The organism is Thalassotalea sp. G20_0, from assembly GCF_017744175.1.
Taxonomy (GTDB): Bacteria; Pseudomonadota; Gammaproteobacteria; order Pseudomonadales; family Endozoicomonadaceae; genus Endozoicomonas.
The window spans coordinates 12,594-28,590 of record NZ_JAGHQV010000024.1 but is presented as its reverse complement, the minus strand read 5'-3'; the positions used below and the strand labels follow the sequence as shown (position 1 = coordinate 28,590).

The window sequence follows — 15,997 nt, the reverse complement described above, 5'->3', positions numbered from 1 at the left end:
AGGCCGCAATAAGTCTAACCATCAAAGAGAGAATAACCAATGGATGTCGTCTGTCTTGATCTTGAAGGTGTACTGATTCCGGAAATCTGGATTGAATTTGCTACCCATACCGGTATTGACGAACTCAGGGCAACGACACGTGATATTCCCGATTACGATGAGCTGATGACCATGCGCTTATCCATACTGGATAAACATAAACTCGGGTTGAATGAAATCCGGGCAGTGATTTCCGGGATGAAGCCACTGGAAGGCGCTGTGGATTTTGTCAACTGGCTGCGCAGTGAATTCCAGCTAATTATCCTGTCGGATACCTTTTATGAGTTTGCCGACCCATTTATGGTTCAGCTGGGTCGTCCGACACTGTTCTGCCATCGCCTGGAGGTAGCAGAATCAGGTAAGGTAACCGGCTATAAGTTAAGACAGAAAGACCCGAAGCGCGCGTCGGTAAAAGCACTGAAAAGCCTCAATTACCGGGTTCTTGCCGCGGGTGACTCCTACAATGACACCACCATGCTCTCTGAAGCAGATGCCGGTTTTCTGTTCAAGGCACCCGATAACGTGATTGCTGAGTTTCCTCAATACCCCTCAATTACCAACTACGATGATCTGCGTACAGTTTTGCGTGCGGCACGGGGTTGAGGCATGGAGCGCACAGTTCTGTGCGCTACTCTGACAAACTGTTTGCATTGATATAAATTGATGGAAATTAACTTTTCCATGCAGTTATTGTCTCAATGAATAAAATAACGGCAATAAAAATAGCAATGTGGTTCTGGCTCTGTTTGATCGCAGGATGCGTCGGTCAGCAAAGTATGCCTGAAGTCTATCCCGGAGACTTGCGGCAGCCATTAAATGTTGTCGTTTATGATCAGACTTACTGGCCAATTTATACCTGGGCACCGGAAAAATCAGTCACTCGAACCCTTAGAATTTATATTGAAGGGGATGGTCGTGCCTGGTTAAGGTCCAACCGTCCGTCAATGGATCCAACTCCGGTTAACAGACTTGTTCATCATTTGATGCTGAAGGATAAATCACCGGATCTTGCTTATATTGCCCAGCCCTGCCAGTACGTTATGAATGAGAATTGCAGCAGACAGGTATGGACGTTTAAACGTTACAGTCCGAAAGTACTTGTGGCTATGAATACTGCTGTGGAATCTCTGAAAGCGAGTGGGCAGTATGAAAAACTGGAATTGGTCGGTTATTCTGGTGGTGGAGCGCTGGCTCTGTTAATTGCCGCACACAGAAATGATGTTACAAGTGTTCGTACGGTAGCGGGCAATCTCTCTCCTGAGTTTTTAAACCGCCTCCATGGTGTATCCGAAATGCCTGCGGCACTGAATCCGGTGGATTTTGGTGCTCAATTATCGTCGATAGCGCAAATGCACTTTTTGGGAGCCCGGGATTCCGTAGTCCCGCTGCAGGTCAGCCAGCATTATCTTGAAGCATTTGAAGATACTTCCTGCATAAATATAGATAGAGTCAATGCAGATCATCAATCGGGTTGGATTGAGCAGTGGCCATTATTATTAGCAAGGCCACTGACATGTGGCCAGTGACGATCAATGTTTCTATAAGCAGGTTTCCAACGTATTCATCAGGTTTTTTACTTTAGTAATGGACTCCTGGTATTCCGATTCACAATCAGAGTCAGCAACAATCGCCCCACCTCCCCAGCAATGCAATTCACCATCTTTTGCCAGAATCGTCCGTATGGTGATACTGGTATCCATATTGCCATCACAGCTGATATAGCCGATGGAGCCACAGTAGACAGTACGGGCTACCGGTTCCAGCTCCCTGATAATCTCCATGGATCGTATTTTTGGTGCTCCGGTAATCGAACCGCCGGGGAATGTGCTCCTTAGCAGGTCAAATGCATCATAATCCTCCATCAGTTGGCCCTTCACAGTACTGACCAGGTGATGCACGTTGGCATAACTTTCCAGGGCAAATAACCGGGGTACAGACACGGTACCTGTCTTGCAGACTTTACCAAGATCATTTCTCAGCAGATCGACAATCATCAGGTTTTCCGATTGATCCTTCTGGCTATGTTGTAACTCTTCAGCAATGGCAAGGTCTTCTTCAGGAGAACGGCCTCTGGGACGGGTACCCTTGATAGGCCTGGTGGAAACATGACCGTTTTCCAGTCGGATAAACTGCTCCGGGGAATGACTGAGAATGCTCAGGTCAGGACGTGAAATAAACGCAGAGTAGGGCGCTTTAGTGACGGTTCTGAGTTTTTTAAATGCTTCCCAGGAATCGCCAATATAGGGTGCAGTAAAACGCTGGGTAAGATTTACCTCATAGCAATCTCCCGCCACGATATAGTCCTGAATTTGCTGAAATGCGCACTGGTATTCCGCCGGGGTCTGTGTCGGGGTAAATCTGTCGAGCAGTTTGAATGGTGAGCGGTCTGACTTCCTGACTTTATGGTCAATAGCTTTCAGAATTTCAGTTTTCAATGATTCGGGCATATCAGGATGAAACACCAGACAGGCCCGTCGTTCCTTATGATCACAGATCAGCGCCCACTGATAGAGTCCGACGGACATCAGCGGTGTTGAACTGTCTCGATGGGCTATTCGGTCCGGCTCAAGGTGTTCACAGAGTTCATATCCCCAGTAACCAACCATACCGCCAACAAAAGGCAATCCGGCATTGTCGACTTTGCTCATGGCACTAAGCCATTTAGACAATTGAGAAAAAGGTTCAGTTCCAGAAAAAGTTTCTGTTTTTTGTTGGATGAGATCTTCAATCATCAAATCACCTTCTGAGGTGAAGGTGAAGTGCATTTCGGGGGCGGCAGTCATGATGTCATAACGGCTGGAATGATCTTTATAGGCTGCCTGTTTGCCATCAAATACCGAGCTATCCAGAAAACAGGGATAAGGGAGGTGAATAAAATGTTCAAAGTAGAGACTGGTATCGTCTTTATATTCCAGTTCCAGAATTGTCAGCGTCTTCATACAGGTGTCCGAACAAAACAGTCGGCATTTTAACTGGAGCCGGGGCACTATGCCATCGTCTACAAAACACGAACCAGCCATCAAGTGCTAATTATCATCAGAAATTGCGATGGTTAGCTGTATAACTTCCCTGTGAACAATTGCACTTAAAACCGTACGATAGTCTCTTCACTAATAAAGTAACCACCACCCCCCACCCCCCCGAAGCCTTGATGCAGAAGCAGTAAGCCAAGGGGGTGAGCATGCACACCTTATAGACAGATAGTAACATCAAAGCTGATGGGGGCATCATCTCTAGTCTGAACCGGTATCGTTATATGAAGAACTGAATGGCGACGCTTGTGAAGACGCGGATGAGGGTGGATCAATTTTTGCGGTGGTAGAGGTGGGAGTTGTAATAGAGGATGTAACCATCGATGACATTAGCGAGGAAGAGTGGGAAGCGAGTGAAGAACTTACTCCGGGTGTAGAACTGGTTGTTGTGCTGTTGGCGTTGCTGGAAGCCCCAGATGTTGATGAATCACCAGTGGTTGTTGCCGCCATATTTGATGAATTTTGCCAGGAAGAGAATGTATGAGTTACTGAGGGTTCAGGAGCTGTTGTTAAACTGGAAATTATAAGTTCTTGGGTGGAAGTGGAAATGGTACTGATGACAGTTGTTATACCTCTACCCGTACGGTCTTCGAAACCCTGAGTATTTGCAAGTCTTGGCAAGGGAGAAGTTGTATTACCAGGTGACTGAGTTGGAGTTGACTTGGTCACAGCACCACTTAATAATCCAAGACCACCCAAAAGCGCCAATGCCGCGCCTCCGATAAAGACCACACCGACACCAATAGCAACGCACCTTGCTTTTCCATTGCTGGTTCTGAAAGATCCTTCTGTATTTTCACTTGAAGTTTTTGGATCCTCATTTTTAGATTGCAAAGGTATTGATGTATAAGATGCATTTCTTATCGTCGTTTCCAAGATATGACTCCTTAACATTTATTAGAGTTAACTTCAGTTCCATACGATTAACAGGGAACACGGGCCGAGCATTCAAACAGTTTTCAGCCTGACTCACTGTTACCAAACGTCAAGAGCAGAGTGAATTAAAAATGCTCTTGCACAGCAAGCTTAGCCTTTCAGCTCAACGCAATGCAGCTTTTCTGAGATGTTTTTTGAATAAGCAATTGTGATCTATATGATGTTACTGATTTGGTTATATGTTGTTTTCAATGCAGGTAGAAGTGCTGATAAAAGTTAGGTATAAATATCCCAGTTTAAAATATTGTCAACCATGTTCTATGGTGTCTATGACGTCGACAGGGCCCACAAGATAATGCTGCTGTTAACACTCTTTATATCAAGAATTAAGAACCAGAGGTAATGCCATGAATCAAAAGAATAATGCCTTGAGTCGATTGATCGCTGCGCAGGGCATTGTCACCGCTCCCGGTGTTTACGATGGTATTTCGGCCCGGCTCGGTGAAGAAGCCGGTTTCTCAGCGCTATACGCCAGTGGTGGAGCCATTGCCCGCAGCACCGGTGTGCCTGATATTGGTCTGCTGACACTGACGGAAGTGGTCGAACGGGTTCGTCAGATCGTGGCCGCCACCTCTCTGCCAGTGATTGCTGATGCTGACACCGGTTTTGGCAACGAGGTAAATGTCAAACGCACCGTGGAGCTTTTTGCCAATGCGGGCGTCAGTGCTTTTCACCTGGAAGACCAGGAGTTTCCCAAGCGCTGCGGGCATTTGGACGGCAAGTCTCTGGTATCTGTTGACGAAATGTGTATGAAAGTCTCGGTGGCCAGAAAGTATGCCGGTGACGTCACCGTGATTGCCCGTACCGATGCCATTGCCGTTACCGGTTTTGACGATGCTTTAGATCGTGCCGGGGCTTATGTCGAAGCAGGGGCTGATATGCTGTTTGTTGAGGCACCGCAGACCATTGGGCAGATTGAAGCAATTGCCAAACAGGCTCCCGGTCCCAAGCTGATTAACATGTTCTACAGTGGTAAAACGCCACTGGTACCTACTGCAGACCTGAAAGCGATGGGCTATCAGCTGATTATTATTCCTTCTGATCTGCAACGGGCTGCAGTGACCGCGATGCGGGAAGTACTGGAGGTGATCAGGCGTGACGGTAATAGTGGCGCTATCGCCGACGGCATGATGACCTTCCAGGAGCGTGAACAGCTGGTGAAAACCAGGGAGTTCCTGAACCCATAAACTGTCTGCTGCTGAGGCGTGATTAACCGATGCCCGGCAGTTTTATCGTCAATTTGAGGGAAGTCTTTTTTCAGGCAATAACAATAATGACCGGGTACCTGTCTGGTACCCTGATCATCAATAAGTGCACGAAATAAAAAAACGGAGAAGTATTATGTCGACGAACTCTGGGACAGAAAAAAAATTAAGCGGTGCCGGTTTGCGTGGTCAGTCAGCCGGTGAAACCGCGCTCTGTACCGTTGGCAAAACCGGTTCGGGCCTCACTTACCGTGGTTACGATATCAAAGAGCTGGCCGATAAGGCCCAGTTTGAAGAAGTCGCGTACCTTCTGCTTTATGGCAAACTGCCAAACCAGGCTGAACTGGACGCCTACAAAACCAGGCTGAAAGGCCTTCGCTATCTGCCCGATGCCCTGAAAACGGTACTCGAACAGATTCCCGCTGATGCTCACCCAATGGATGTAATGCGTACCGGTTGTTCAATGCTGGGTAACCTGGAAACCGAACAGGATTTCTCACAGCAGAACGATCATATTGACCGCATGCTGGCCATTTTCCCCGGCATGATCAACTACTGGTACAACTTCAGCCACAACGGTGTTCGGGTCGATGTTGATACCGATGCTGACTCTATCGCCGAGCAGTTTCTCTGGACTCTGCACAACAAAAAGCCAGAGCCACTCCATGTGCAGGTCATGCACGCTTCCCTGGTGCTTTATGCTGAGCATGAGTTCAATGCTTCAACCTTTACCGGTCGTGTTTGTGCTTCCACCCTTTCTGATATTCACAGCTGTGTGACCGGTGCCATCGGCTCACTGCGTGGCCCTCTCCACGGTGGCGCTAACGAAGCGGCTATGGCAATGATTGAGAACTGGCGCTCACCTGAGGAGGCCGAAGAGAAGATCATGGCCATGCTGGCACGCAAAGATAAGATTATGGGCTTTGGCCATGCCATTTATCGCGAGTCTGATCCCCGTAATGCCATCATCAAAGAGTGGTCCAGGAAGTTGTCTGAGCAGGCGGGCGATCAGTATCTGTATGCCGTTTCCGAGCGTGTTGAGGCGGTCATGTGGCGGGAGAAGAAGCTGTTCTGTAATGCTGACTTCTTCCACGCTTCTGCCTACAACTTTATGGGCATTCCTACCAAGTTGTTTACCCCGATCTTTGTTTGTTCACGGGTAGTCGGCTGGACTGCTCACGTTATGGAGCAGCGTGCTAACAACCGCATTATCCGACCATCTGCCGACTATACCGGACCGGAAAGCGCAGAATGGGTCGCTATTGAAGATCGCGATTAACCACAAAGACCACCAGGTGCACAGAGAAAAAAACATCTTTGTGTTCTTTGTGGCCTTCGTGGTTTATAACAATAAATTACTTGCCCGGTGGACGTTCGACGTATGAACACTGATTTTCGTAAACCCTTACCCGGCACCCAGCTGGACTATTATGACACCCGTGCAGCCGTGGAAGCGATTCAGCCGGGCACCTATAACACCTTACCCTATACCTCCAGAGTGCTGGCCGAGCAGCTGGTTCGCCGCTGTGATCCGGCTACTCTGACCGATTCCCTGAAGCAGATCATTGAGCGTAAGCGTGACCTGGACTTCCCCTGGTATCCGGCCCGTGTTGTCTGTCATGACATTCTTGGCCAGACCGCCCTGGTGGATCTTGCCGGATTGCGAGATGCTATCGCCGGGCAGGGCGGTGATCCTGCCAGGGTTAACCCGGTTGTGCCAACCCAGTTGATTGTTGACCACTCGCTGGCCGTTGAATACGGCGGCTTTGATCCGGATGCATTTGCAAAGAACCGGGCTATTGAAGATCGTCGCAATGAAGACCGTTTCCACTTTATCGAGTGGAGCAAAACTGCCTTTGAGAATGTTGATGTGATTCCCGCAGGTAATGGCATCATGCACCAGATCAACCTGGAGAAAATGTCTCCGGTTATCCAGGCCCGTGATGGTGTCGCCTATCCGGATACCTGTGTCGGTACCGACAGCCATACGCCCCATGTCGATGCCCTTGGCGTTATCGCTATTGGTGTTGGTGGCCTGGAAGCGGAAACGGTGATGCTGGGCCGTCCTTCCATGATGCGACTTCCTGATATTGTCGGTGTTGAGTTGACAGGGCAGCGTCAGCCTGGGATTACGGCCACCGACATCGTGTTGGCCCTGACTGAATTTCTCAGAAATGAGCGTGTGGTTTCATCTTACCTGGAGTTCTTTGGCGAAGGGGCTGCCAATCTTACCATTGGTGATCGTGCCACCATTGCCAATATGACCCCGGAGTTTGGTGCTTCCGCCGGGATGTTCTACATCGATGAACAGACCATTGATTATCTTAAGTTGACCGGTCGTGAGCCTGAACAGGTGGCCCTGGTGGAAAATTACGCCAAAACCACCGGACTGTGGGCTGATGATCTGAAAACCGCTGACTATGAGCGGGTGCTGACCTTTGATCTCTCTGCGGTTTGCCGGAATATGGCAGGGCCATCCAACCCACACCGTCGTTTGCCGACCTCTGAGCTGGCAAGCCGTGGCGTTGCAGGGCCTTATAAAAAAGAAGATGAACAAGAAGGTTTAATGCCTGATGGTGCCATCATCATTGCGGCTATCACCAGCTGTACCAATACCAGTAATCCTCGTAACGTGGTTGCCGCCGGTCTGGTGGCCCGAAAAGCTAACGAGCTGGGGCTGGTGCGGAAACCCTGGGTGAAATCATCTTTCGCACCAGGTTCCAAAGTTGCCAGGCTCTATCTTGAGGAAGCAGGTCTTCTTTCTGAAATGGAAAAACTGGGCTTTGGCATTGTCGCCTATGCCTGTACCACCTGTAATGGTATGAGTGGGGCACTGGATCCGGAAATTCAGCAGGAAGTCATAGATCGGGATCTTTATGCAACAGCCGTTCTCTCTGGCAATCGTAACTTTGATGGACGGATTCATCCCTACGCCAAACAGGCCTTCCTTGCCTCGCCACCGCTGGTGGTGGCTTATGCTATTGCCGGTACGGTGCGCTTTGATATTGAAAAGGATGCATTGGGTACTGATCAGGATGGTAATCCCATCACGTTGAAAGACATCTGGCCCAGCGATGAAGAGATTGACGCAATTGTTGCTGAATCCGTAAAACCAGAGCAGTTTAACCAGGTTTATATTCCCATGTTTGATCTGGGCAAGGCGGAGCAGGCCGAAAGTCCCCTCTACGACTGGCGCTCCATGAGTACCTACATCCGCCGTCCTCCCTATTGGGAGGGCGCTCTGGCTGGTGAGCGCACCCTGAAAGGCATGCGCCCTCTGGCGATTCTGGGTGATAACATCACCACCGATCACCTGTCGCCTTCCAATGCGATCCTGGCCAGCAGTGCGGCAGGTGAATATCTGGCGAAAATGGGGCTGCCGGAAGAAGATTTTAACTCCTACGCCACACACCGTGGTGACCATCTGACGGCGCAACGGGCGACCTTTGCCAACCCAAAGCTGCTCAATGAGATGTGTCTGGATGCTAATGGTGCAGTCAGGCAGGGTTCTCTGGCCAGAATTGAGCCCGAAGGCAAAGAAACACGGATGTGGGAAGCCATCGAGACCTATATGGAGCGTCGCCAGCCACTGATTATTGTAGCCGGTGCGGACTATGGTCAGGGGTCATCCCGTGACTGGGCTGCCAAAGGGGTTCGACTTGCCGGTGTTGAGGCCATTGTGGCAGAAGGGTTTGAGCGTATTCACCGGACCAACCTGGTGGGTATGGGTGTGCTGCCTCTGGAATTCAAGGCTGGTACAACCCGTAAGACGTTAGGGCTTGATGGCAGCGAAACCTACGATGTTATCGGTGAGCGGACGCCGGGAGCAACACTGAGCCTGTTGATTCGCCGTACCAACGGAGAAACTGTTGAGGTCCCGGTAACCTGTCGCCTGGATACCGCTGAAGAAGTATCCGTATACGATGCCGGTGGTGTTCTGCAGCGTTTTGCCAGGGACTTCCTGGAATCCGATGCCGCTGCCTGAGAGCTCTCACGCTGGCCCCTGATCAGGGCCAGCATAACAATCCTATACAGAAGGAGCTGTTCCCCATGGCTCATCCTCCACAAATCAAGGTTCCTGCGACTTATATGCGAGGCGGAACCAGCAAGGGTGTTTTTTTCAATCTCACCGATCTTCCACCAGCTGCACAGGTTCCGGGTAAGGCCCGTGATGCGCTACTTCTTCGAGTGATTGGCAGTCCGGACCCCTACGGTAAGCAGATTGACGGTATGGGGGGGGGCACGTCCAGTACCAGCAAAACGGTGATCCTGTCGAAAAGCAGTCAGCCTGATCATGATGTCGATTATCTCTTTGGTCAGGTAGCCATTGATCAACCTGTCGTGGACTGGAGTGGTAACTGCGGCAACCTGACTGCAGCTGTCGGGGCGTTTGCCATCAGCAACGGTCTGGTTGATAAGCAACGGATACCCGACAATGGCATCGCAACGGTACGGATCTGGCAGGCCAATATCAAAAAAACCATTATTGCCCATGTGCCAATGACCAATGGTGCCGTACAGGAAACGGGGGATTTTGTCCTGGACGGTGTGACTTTCCCGGCGGCCGAGGTTCAGGTTGAGTTTCTCGATCCTGCCGATGGTGAAGGTGCCATGTTCCCGACTGGCCATCTGGTGGATGATCTTGAAGTACCCGGTGTTGGGACTTTAAAGGCAACCCTGATCAATGCCGGCATTCCCACCATTTTTATCAATGCTGCTGACATTGGTTACCAGGGAACTGAACTACAGGAAGTGATCAACGGCGATGAGCAGGCACTGGCCATGTTTGAGAACATTCGGGCTTATGGCGCACTGCAGATGGGGTTGATCAGCAGCCTGGAAGAAGCCGCAACCCGACAGCATACGCCGAAAGTCGCTTTTGTTGCTGAACCGAAAAGTTACCTCTCATCCAGCGGCAAGAAGGTCTCTGAAGATGAGATCGACCTGCTGGTCAGGGCCCTATCCATGGGTAAACTTCATCATGCCATGATGGGCACCGCTGCCGTGGCTATTGGTACGGCGGCTGCCATTCCGGGCACCCTGGTTAACCTGGCTGCCGGCGGTGGTGAACGAAACCCGGTCCGCTTTGGTCACCCCTCGGGTACCTTGAAAGTGGGGGCAGAAGCAGTGCTGAATAATGGGCAATGGTCCGTGACCAAGGCCATTATGAGCCGCAGTGCCAGGGTTTTGATGGAGGGTTGGGTTTGCTTGCCCGTTGAATGAAACTGCGGGGAAATCAGTTCCAGGAGGCTGACCGAGAAAGTTAACATTGATCCGGGACGATCCTCCAGAAAGAAAAAAAACTTTGTATTCTGACACCATCGCCACCGCGGTCACTTTCGATCTGTATTCTGCGGCTGCATTGGCTAAAGCAAAATGTATGAATCCTGTTTTCTGATGGCAACCGGGCCTTTTCCTGCCAGATCCCGTCTGCGTTCACCCCCAGCAAAATCAGGTGGTCGGTTTCGGTTTCAAGGGGTGGGACAACGGCAAGCAGGCAACTCTCATTGTTAAAACACCCATCCCTGATGGAAAATTCGATACGTTGACTGATCCACTCGCCGGAGGGTCGGCGTTGGTGGATATCGGTATGGCCTGACGGTTCATTACAGACAATGGTGTCACCGTCAGGACTGACTCTGGTCAGAGATCCAGCCGAAAATGTTTGGGATTTGCCCCAGATTCCGGACGCCGCCTTGCGCCAGACAGATATTCTACGCCCGTTTATGATGATAAATTCGTCCGGGTGCTCAGAAAAATAAACAGTGCCTTTACCGCAATGGGGCTGCTCCTGAGCAGCGGGAAGCCATTGATCCTCACTGTTTAATTCCCAGATTTCAACACCGTCATCGGTGGTGATAATCAGAAGCCGACCATCGGGACCAAAAGCAGGTTCCAGGGGATAATACGTCGCCGGAGGCTCACAGGTTTTGACAATTCTCTGCTTTTCACTCCATTTTCCATTCGGACCAAGGGCCGCGATAACGACAAAGAAATTATCTCGATGAGTGTCAACGCCAGCATTATCAAACCATGTGACAAAATGCTTATTATCCGGGCTGAATAGTACCTCGAGTTCAAACTTATCACCAGACTCAGTACCAGCACCGGTTATGAAGTTCATGTGAATATCAGTGTCTGAAACAATGATTTTACCTGTTTCTGACCAGGCCCCATCGGCTGACTTGCCCATCAGCGTGATGAATGAACCATCCCAAAGCGCGACATGACGGCTGTCATCACTGAACAACAAATTACGAATACGGGTTGTAATGCTGCCTTTATTAACCCACTGACCTTCCGCTTCCCGACCCAGAATGGTAACTTCACGCCGCTTGTACTTACAGACCAGTGCGCTGGCATCCGGTGACAGATAGAAGTCATTCATATGATACAGATAAGCGTCATTGTTCAATCTTGTCCTGATTTGAGGAAACACCTCACCGATGGTCAATTGCTGTTGCTCAACCCAGGAATCATCGTGACATTCATAAACGGACAATAAGTGGCCTTTGACGATGTGTTTGTAGTGCGATGGTTCTCCTACCAGGCTCCTCGACACCTTTTGTGGGATAAATAAAATATGGTTAGAACGCTGCTGATGAAAATAGCAAATTTCATTGCATGTGATTTCAGCCGACCTGCACCAGTGACCATGACGATCCGGAGTCAGAATATCAATGCCTCCCTTCACCTTGGTTGCGACAATCATGCACAGCTTAAGATCATGATAATGCCAGCTATAGCTGTCCATATTCAGGCTCCCAGCGGGTTTCAGGGTAAGTGCCGTTGCATCAATAATCTGCTGGCGCGCATGCCGGGCGTAACAGGCATAAAAGGCCGGGCTCAGCTGCACAGGGAAGTGGCGCCTGGAAAATATCGATAACGTCCTGAGGTACTGAAGGAGTTGCCGGTCAGAATGAATGATTGTCTGACACGAATTCTGTTTGTCTTGCGACAAGGAAAGGAAGTAGCGGACTTCTTCCAGTCCGCAGGTCACCAATCGGCTGGCCACTGCCTTGCATGTTTGGGCGAACGCGCTTATATCTTCAATTGATAAATAGCTGGTGATGTTATCGAACGGTAACGTCGGTAAGGTAACCCACCAGCGATGGAAATAAACAGGATCCCGGGCTATTTCAGGCCTGATTTCGTTACCCACTGCCTGAGTAACAGCCGTGTCGGTATTTAACGGTTTGGCAAGCGGCAAACAATTCCCCCCATATCCGGGCAAGAGGCTGTATTTACACTGGTGCATATTGCCCGTTTAGAAGCCTGGTCCGCAAGAGATGATAAATGTCAGATCATGAGAGATTGAACTCACAAAGAGGTCAGGGCTCCCAATGCCAGTAGCTTGACAATCAATGCGTTCAGCGTAACCAATGGATTGACGCCAAAAGTAACGCCAAGGTTTGGCTGATTATCCCGTGTAACAAAACCAATGCCGGGAATCAGCTCACGGGGCTCCAGAGTACTGAAATCTACGATATTAGTAGCTTCAGAACAGTCCGGGTAGGTAGATTCTGGAATAATATTTTGTTTGATGTGGTTAACGAATCTGGCGTCATGACCACACCAGTAGATAACCTCTCTAACCGCCTGTGACAGCAGCTCATCTTCTTCCATTGCCTGAACCACACGCTCTTCTGTGAATCGGGGAAATGCCTTGTGAAACAGCGTCGTCAGAATTTCCTGTATTTTACGCTCATGATTCAGCGTGGACTCCCTATTGTCACAGTTAAACTGTTTTTGAAAGCAGAGAGCATATTGCAATATCAGTCCCTGGGCATTTTTTGCCAGTTCTGAAAATGCCACCCTGGCTCGATCCTCTGATTTTTCAAAATCAAGAAATTCCTGATATCTTTTGGAGAAAAAATAATCCTCACCCAGCTCAATCATACTTTTCGTATCACCGGAATCCCGCATGCCTACGGGCCCCACATTGGGATGTTCTGAAGCTTTCTTCCACTGAAGCATCCGCCCCTCGCTTGGGGCACCTACATAAGATGAGAGGATATGGTGTTTTCGTTTAGTTACTGAATCATGGTCAGCTGCAATGACCGCTGGAGCATATAATCCGCAACTGAATAAAACACCGGAATCATGGGCATATTTATGAAGTCCCTGGCAAATCTGATCCGCCTTTGTTACTGGGTCAAGATCGTAGGGATATAAATGATAAGGCGCATCTTTTGTCGATTTCAGATGAAGGCAATAACCTGCCTTGCCATCAATATAGCGGCACTTTTCCTCCAGTCTGGCCTTTTTGGCGGGAGGTGTAAATGTTGCCAAATCAATGTTCGCATTATCCCAACGATAGCTGCCGACAACCTGGGGAATTGAGCTTTTCAAGCCGTAGCGACTGGCTATATCTGCCATAAGGCGGATTTTATTGCCCTCTGTTGCCAGATCTTCCGGCTTTTCCTTATCACTGATAAATTTCAGGTAATCCCAGCCACCGTCCGAGCGTTGAATTGCCAGCGTACGTCCGTAGACTTCGACAGATTCAGATAATAATGATGCTAACGGGGGAGGCGCTGTCCACTGCTGCGGATTAACCGGTATTTGCCAATCATGATCAAACTGATTTTCCGGTGGCTGATAATCTTTATCCAGTGATAACAGCAACTGCCAAATGTTAGGGCATTCCATATTATTGAGTGGGTAAACAGGCTGGCGAAATAAGGTTTCCCGTTGTTTCGCACAATCAGGATTAGTCAGCCAGTTATTCAGCACATGGATTCGATGGCTGGAAGGGGCAAGGCGTAGAAATGATTCAATGATATCAAAATGTAATGTTGTGACGAGTTTGGTATAGGATACAAGTTGATCATGAGAGGCTGAAGATGTTGTTGAAACCTTACTATGTGGGTCCGGCCACAAATCCGGACGATAACTTTTTTGCCTGGCTGTAAAGGTTGCCTCTTTCTCACGGTATTCCGACTCCATTCGAACCAAAGACAGGCCCTCTATCAACAGCCAGTCCATGAATTTCATGAAATCACCGGGACGGGTAAGGCCATTGCAGCATTTAGCCTTGTTGATCAGGATATTCCATGTCTCACTGTACCTGGCATCTTCCTGTAAGAGACCCAAACTGTCTGCCGAAACAGCATCTTCCGTTACCGAAAAAATTTTTGCCGCCCACAGGCTTACATCTCCCAGAACCAATTCTTTTTGACAATTCGGGCCTGACCATTGTTGACTTTCCTTCTGGTAAATGGCCGCTTGTTCCATGACAAGATGGATAAACGACAGTACTTTATTATCTGGAAACAGGCTCCTCTGGTGCAAATGATCCCCATATTCATTGGGCAAAGTCCATAGAAACGGAGCTATCCGGTTGACTGTATTGGTAAATAATCGTTCATTGGTCAATCCTGCCTCTTTGGCCATAAAGAAAGCAGAATTTTTAAGATTAACGGATACTTCTTTAAACGCCTGTCTGGTGACGGTAATACCCATTTCATTCAATAATTCGCTGGATTGATGCAGTCCGCCCAATAAAGCTGTCATTGCAATCAGTTGCTGTTCATCCTGACAAAATGAGCGAATAAGAGTACGGGCTTCTCCCTGTGATTGCTGTGCAATGGCTTCAAGAACAAATACCATTATCACGCTGTTTTTGTATCTGTGAATCCCTTCAAGATTAGCAATTCGGTGATGCTCGTAGCTTTGCTTAACCAAGTCTTTAATCATGTTGCTGGCATTAGATTGACTACGAAGGTAATTAAAGAAAACCTTTAACCTGCTTTGTGAAGCGGCGGGTATTGATTGTGCAATCGCTTCCTGAAATAGCCCATCACTAATACGTCTGGATGTTAAAATCGTCTGGGTAAGAGCGTCAAAGCGAGGATCAGCATCAGCAAAAATAGCCTTGACGAATAACAGGTCCGGGCAATATGGGGTGCAGTTATCTATCAGCGTTGTCATTGTATCAAAAGGCAGGTAAGCGATAGATTCAGGATCATGATCAAACCAGTCAGAGCTTTGTTTGATGGGAAACCCTTGTTCAATAATATAGGTTAGTACTTTCAGATTGTTTGTTGTGGTCCCCGCCCAAATAGCGATATCCCTTGCTATTATTTGAATTCCATCCGCTATTGTTTTTCTTGATGGTGCACCATTTTTAGAATTGTATTCCCCCCCAACCAGGCGGTGAGGATCAATGTATTGCTCAATCTCTCTTTTCAGTTTGTTGACTTTATCCATTAAACTGACATTGACATGTAATTCATCAAATTGTTGAACAAGTTTCTCTAGTTCTTCTTTCACGCATTGCTTTTCAACCTCTCCTGAAGTGAGCATTGCCAGTAACTTCGTTTGCTTAAACTGGACCTGGCCGTAGCTGAAAGCCTCTTTCTGATGGCCTTCGGCACTTTTTTTACTTTTTTCACTTTTTTCACTTTCGATGGATTTCGGACTGCAAGATCTGGAATGACTCACTTTGCAGTCATTTAACGTAAACAAACTGTTAGAACAGGGTGAGTCAGTTCCAAATGTTCCGGTATTGTCAGATGCAAAATTACCAGCATGGAAGAGTACCTCTTTGTCTTCTGATGGTTGTACGGTCAGGTATTTATAATTGCCTGTCTCTTTGCCATAGCTGCGTTCGGATGTTGAGTCTGATCCAGTAACTGTGTCGTTTTTAAAGCCTGTCACATCCATCTGTTCGTCCCCTCATCAAAGATGCTTTTTGACAATGAGACGGGAAAAAAAATTCAACTCTCCGAGCTGCCGGGAGAAAATAAATAGTTTGCTGACAAATTGAAGGGCAGTCCTCAG

10 protein-coding genes are annotated in these 15,997 nt (G+C 48.6%); 6 read left to right on the top strand and 4 right to left on the bottom strand.

Features of this window, described 5'->3' with window-relative positions; genetic code table 11:
* Nucleotides 1–39 precede the first annotated feature (39 nt).
* Together thrH and J7438_RS15140 are read left to right on the top strand one after the other, a co-directional pair.
* Nucleotides 40–642, top strand: a complete 603-nt coding sequence (gene thrH / locus J7438_RS15145) for a bifunctional phosphoserine phosphatase/homoserine phosphotransferase ThrH (RefSeq protein WP_209277204.1) — start codon at nucleotides 40–42, stop codon at nucleotides 640–642.
* A 95-nt stretch (nucleotides 643–737) separates the two neighbouring features.
* Entirely contained in the window at nucleotides 738–1,565 is an 828-nt protein-coding gene (locus J7438_RS15140) for an alpha/beta fold hydrolase (RefSeq protein ID WP_209277203.1), read from the top strand.
* 12 nt (nucleotides 1,566–1,577) lie between these two features.
* Here J7438_RS15140 and pabB read toward each other — a convergent pair whose 3' ends face one another.
* Together pabB and J7438_RS15130 are read right to left on the bottom strand one after the other, a co-directional pair.
* Nucleotides 1,578–2,978 carry an aminodeoxychorismate synthase component I gene (pabB, locus tag J7438_RS15135; RefSeq protein ID WP_209277202.1) on the bottom strand — a complete coding sequence of 467 codons (1,401 nt, stop codon included), beginning with the start codon at nucleotides 2,976–2,978 and terminating at the stop codon, nucleotides 1,578–1,580.
* A 294-nt stretch (nucleotides 2,979–3,272) separates the two neighbouring features.
* Entirely contained in the window at nucleotides 3,273–3,947 is a 675-nt protein-coding gene (locus tag J7438_RS15130) for a hypothetical protein (protein ID WP_209277201.1), read from the bottom strand.
* A 407-nt stretch (nucleotides 3,948–4,354) separates the two neighbouring features.
* Between J7438_RS15130 and J7438_RS15125 the strand changes: the two genes are divergently transcribed.
* The 4 genes from J7438_RS15125 to prpF all read left to right on the top strand — a co-directional run bounded on the left by J7438_RS15125 (nucleotide 4,355) and on the right by prpF (nucleotide 10,435).
* Nucleotides 4,355–5,194, top strand: coding sequence for an isocitrate lyase/PEP mutase family protein (locus J7438_RS15125; protein ID WP_209277200.1), 840 nt, complete (start codon nucleotides 4,355–4,357; stop codon nucleotides 5,192–5,194).
* A gap of 154 nt (nucleotides 5,195–5,348) precedes the next feature.
* Nucleotides 5,349–6,491 carry a bifunctional 2-methylcitrate synthase/citrate synthase gene (gene prpC, locus J7438_RS15120; protein WP_209277199.1) on the top strand — a complete coding sequence of 381 codons (1,143 nt, stop codon included), beginning with the start codon at nucleotides 5,349–5,351 and terminating at the stop codon, nucleotides 6,489–6,491.
* A 102-nt stretch (nucleotides 6,492–6,593) separates the two neighbouring features.
* Nucleotides 6,594–9,197, top strand: coding sequence for a Fe/S-dependent 2-methylisocitrate dehydratase AcnD (gene acnD / locus J7438_RS15115; RefSeq protein ID WP_209277198.1), 2,604 nt, complete (start codon nucleotides 6,594–6,596; stop codon nucleotides 9,195–9,197).
* Between the two features lie 65 nt (nucleotides 9,198–9,262).
* Nucleotides 9,263–10,435 carry a 2-methylaconitate cis-trans isomerase PrpF gene (gene prpF, locus J7438_RS15110; protein WP_209277197.1) on the top strand — a complete coding sequence of 391 codons (1,173 nt, stop codon included), beginning with the start codon at nucleotides 9,263–9,265 and terminating at the stop codon, nucleotides 10,433–10,435.
* Between the two features lie 40 nt (nucleotides 10,436–10,475).
* Here prpF and J7438_RS15105 read toward each other — a convergent pair whose 3' ends face one another.
* Together J7438_RS15105 and J7438_RS15100 are read right to left on the bottom strand one after the other, a co-directional pair.
* Nucleotides 10,476–12,422 (bottom strand): WD40 repeat domain-containing protein, encoded by a 1,947-nt coding sequence (locus tag J7438_RS15105; protein WP_209277196.1) that lies wholly within the window; start codon nucleotides 12,420–12,422, stop codon nucleotides 10,476–10,478.
* Between the two features lie 110 nt (nucleotides 12,423–12,532).
* Nucleotides 12,533–15,880: a hypothetical protein gene (locus J7438_RS15100; RefSeq protein WP_209277195.1), complete on the bottom strand. Its 3,348-nt coding sequence runs from the start codon at nucleotides 15,878–15,880 to the stop codon at nucleotides 12,533–12,535.
* Between the last annotated feature and the right edge of the window lie 117 nt (nucleotides 15,881–15,997).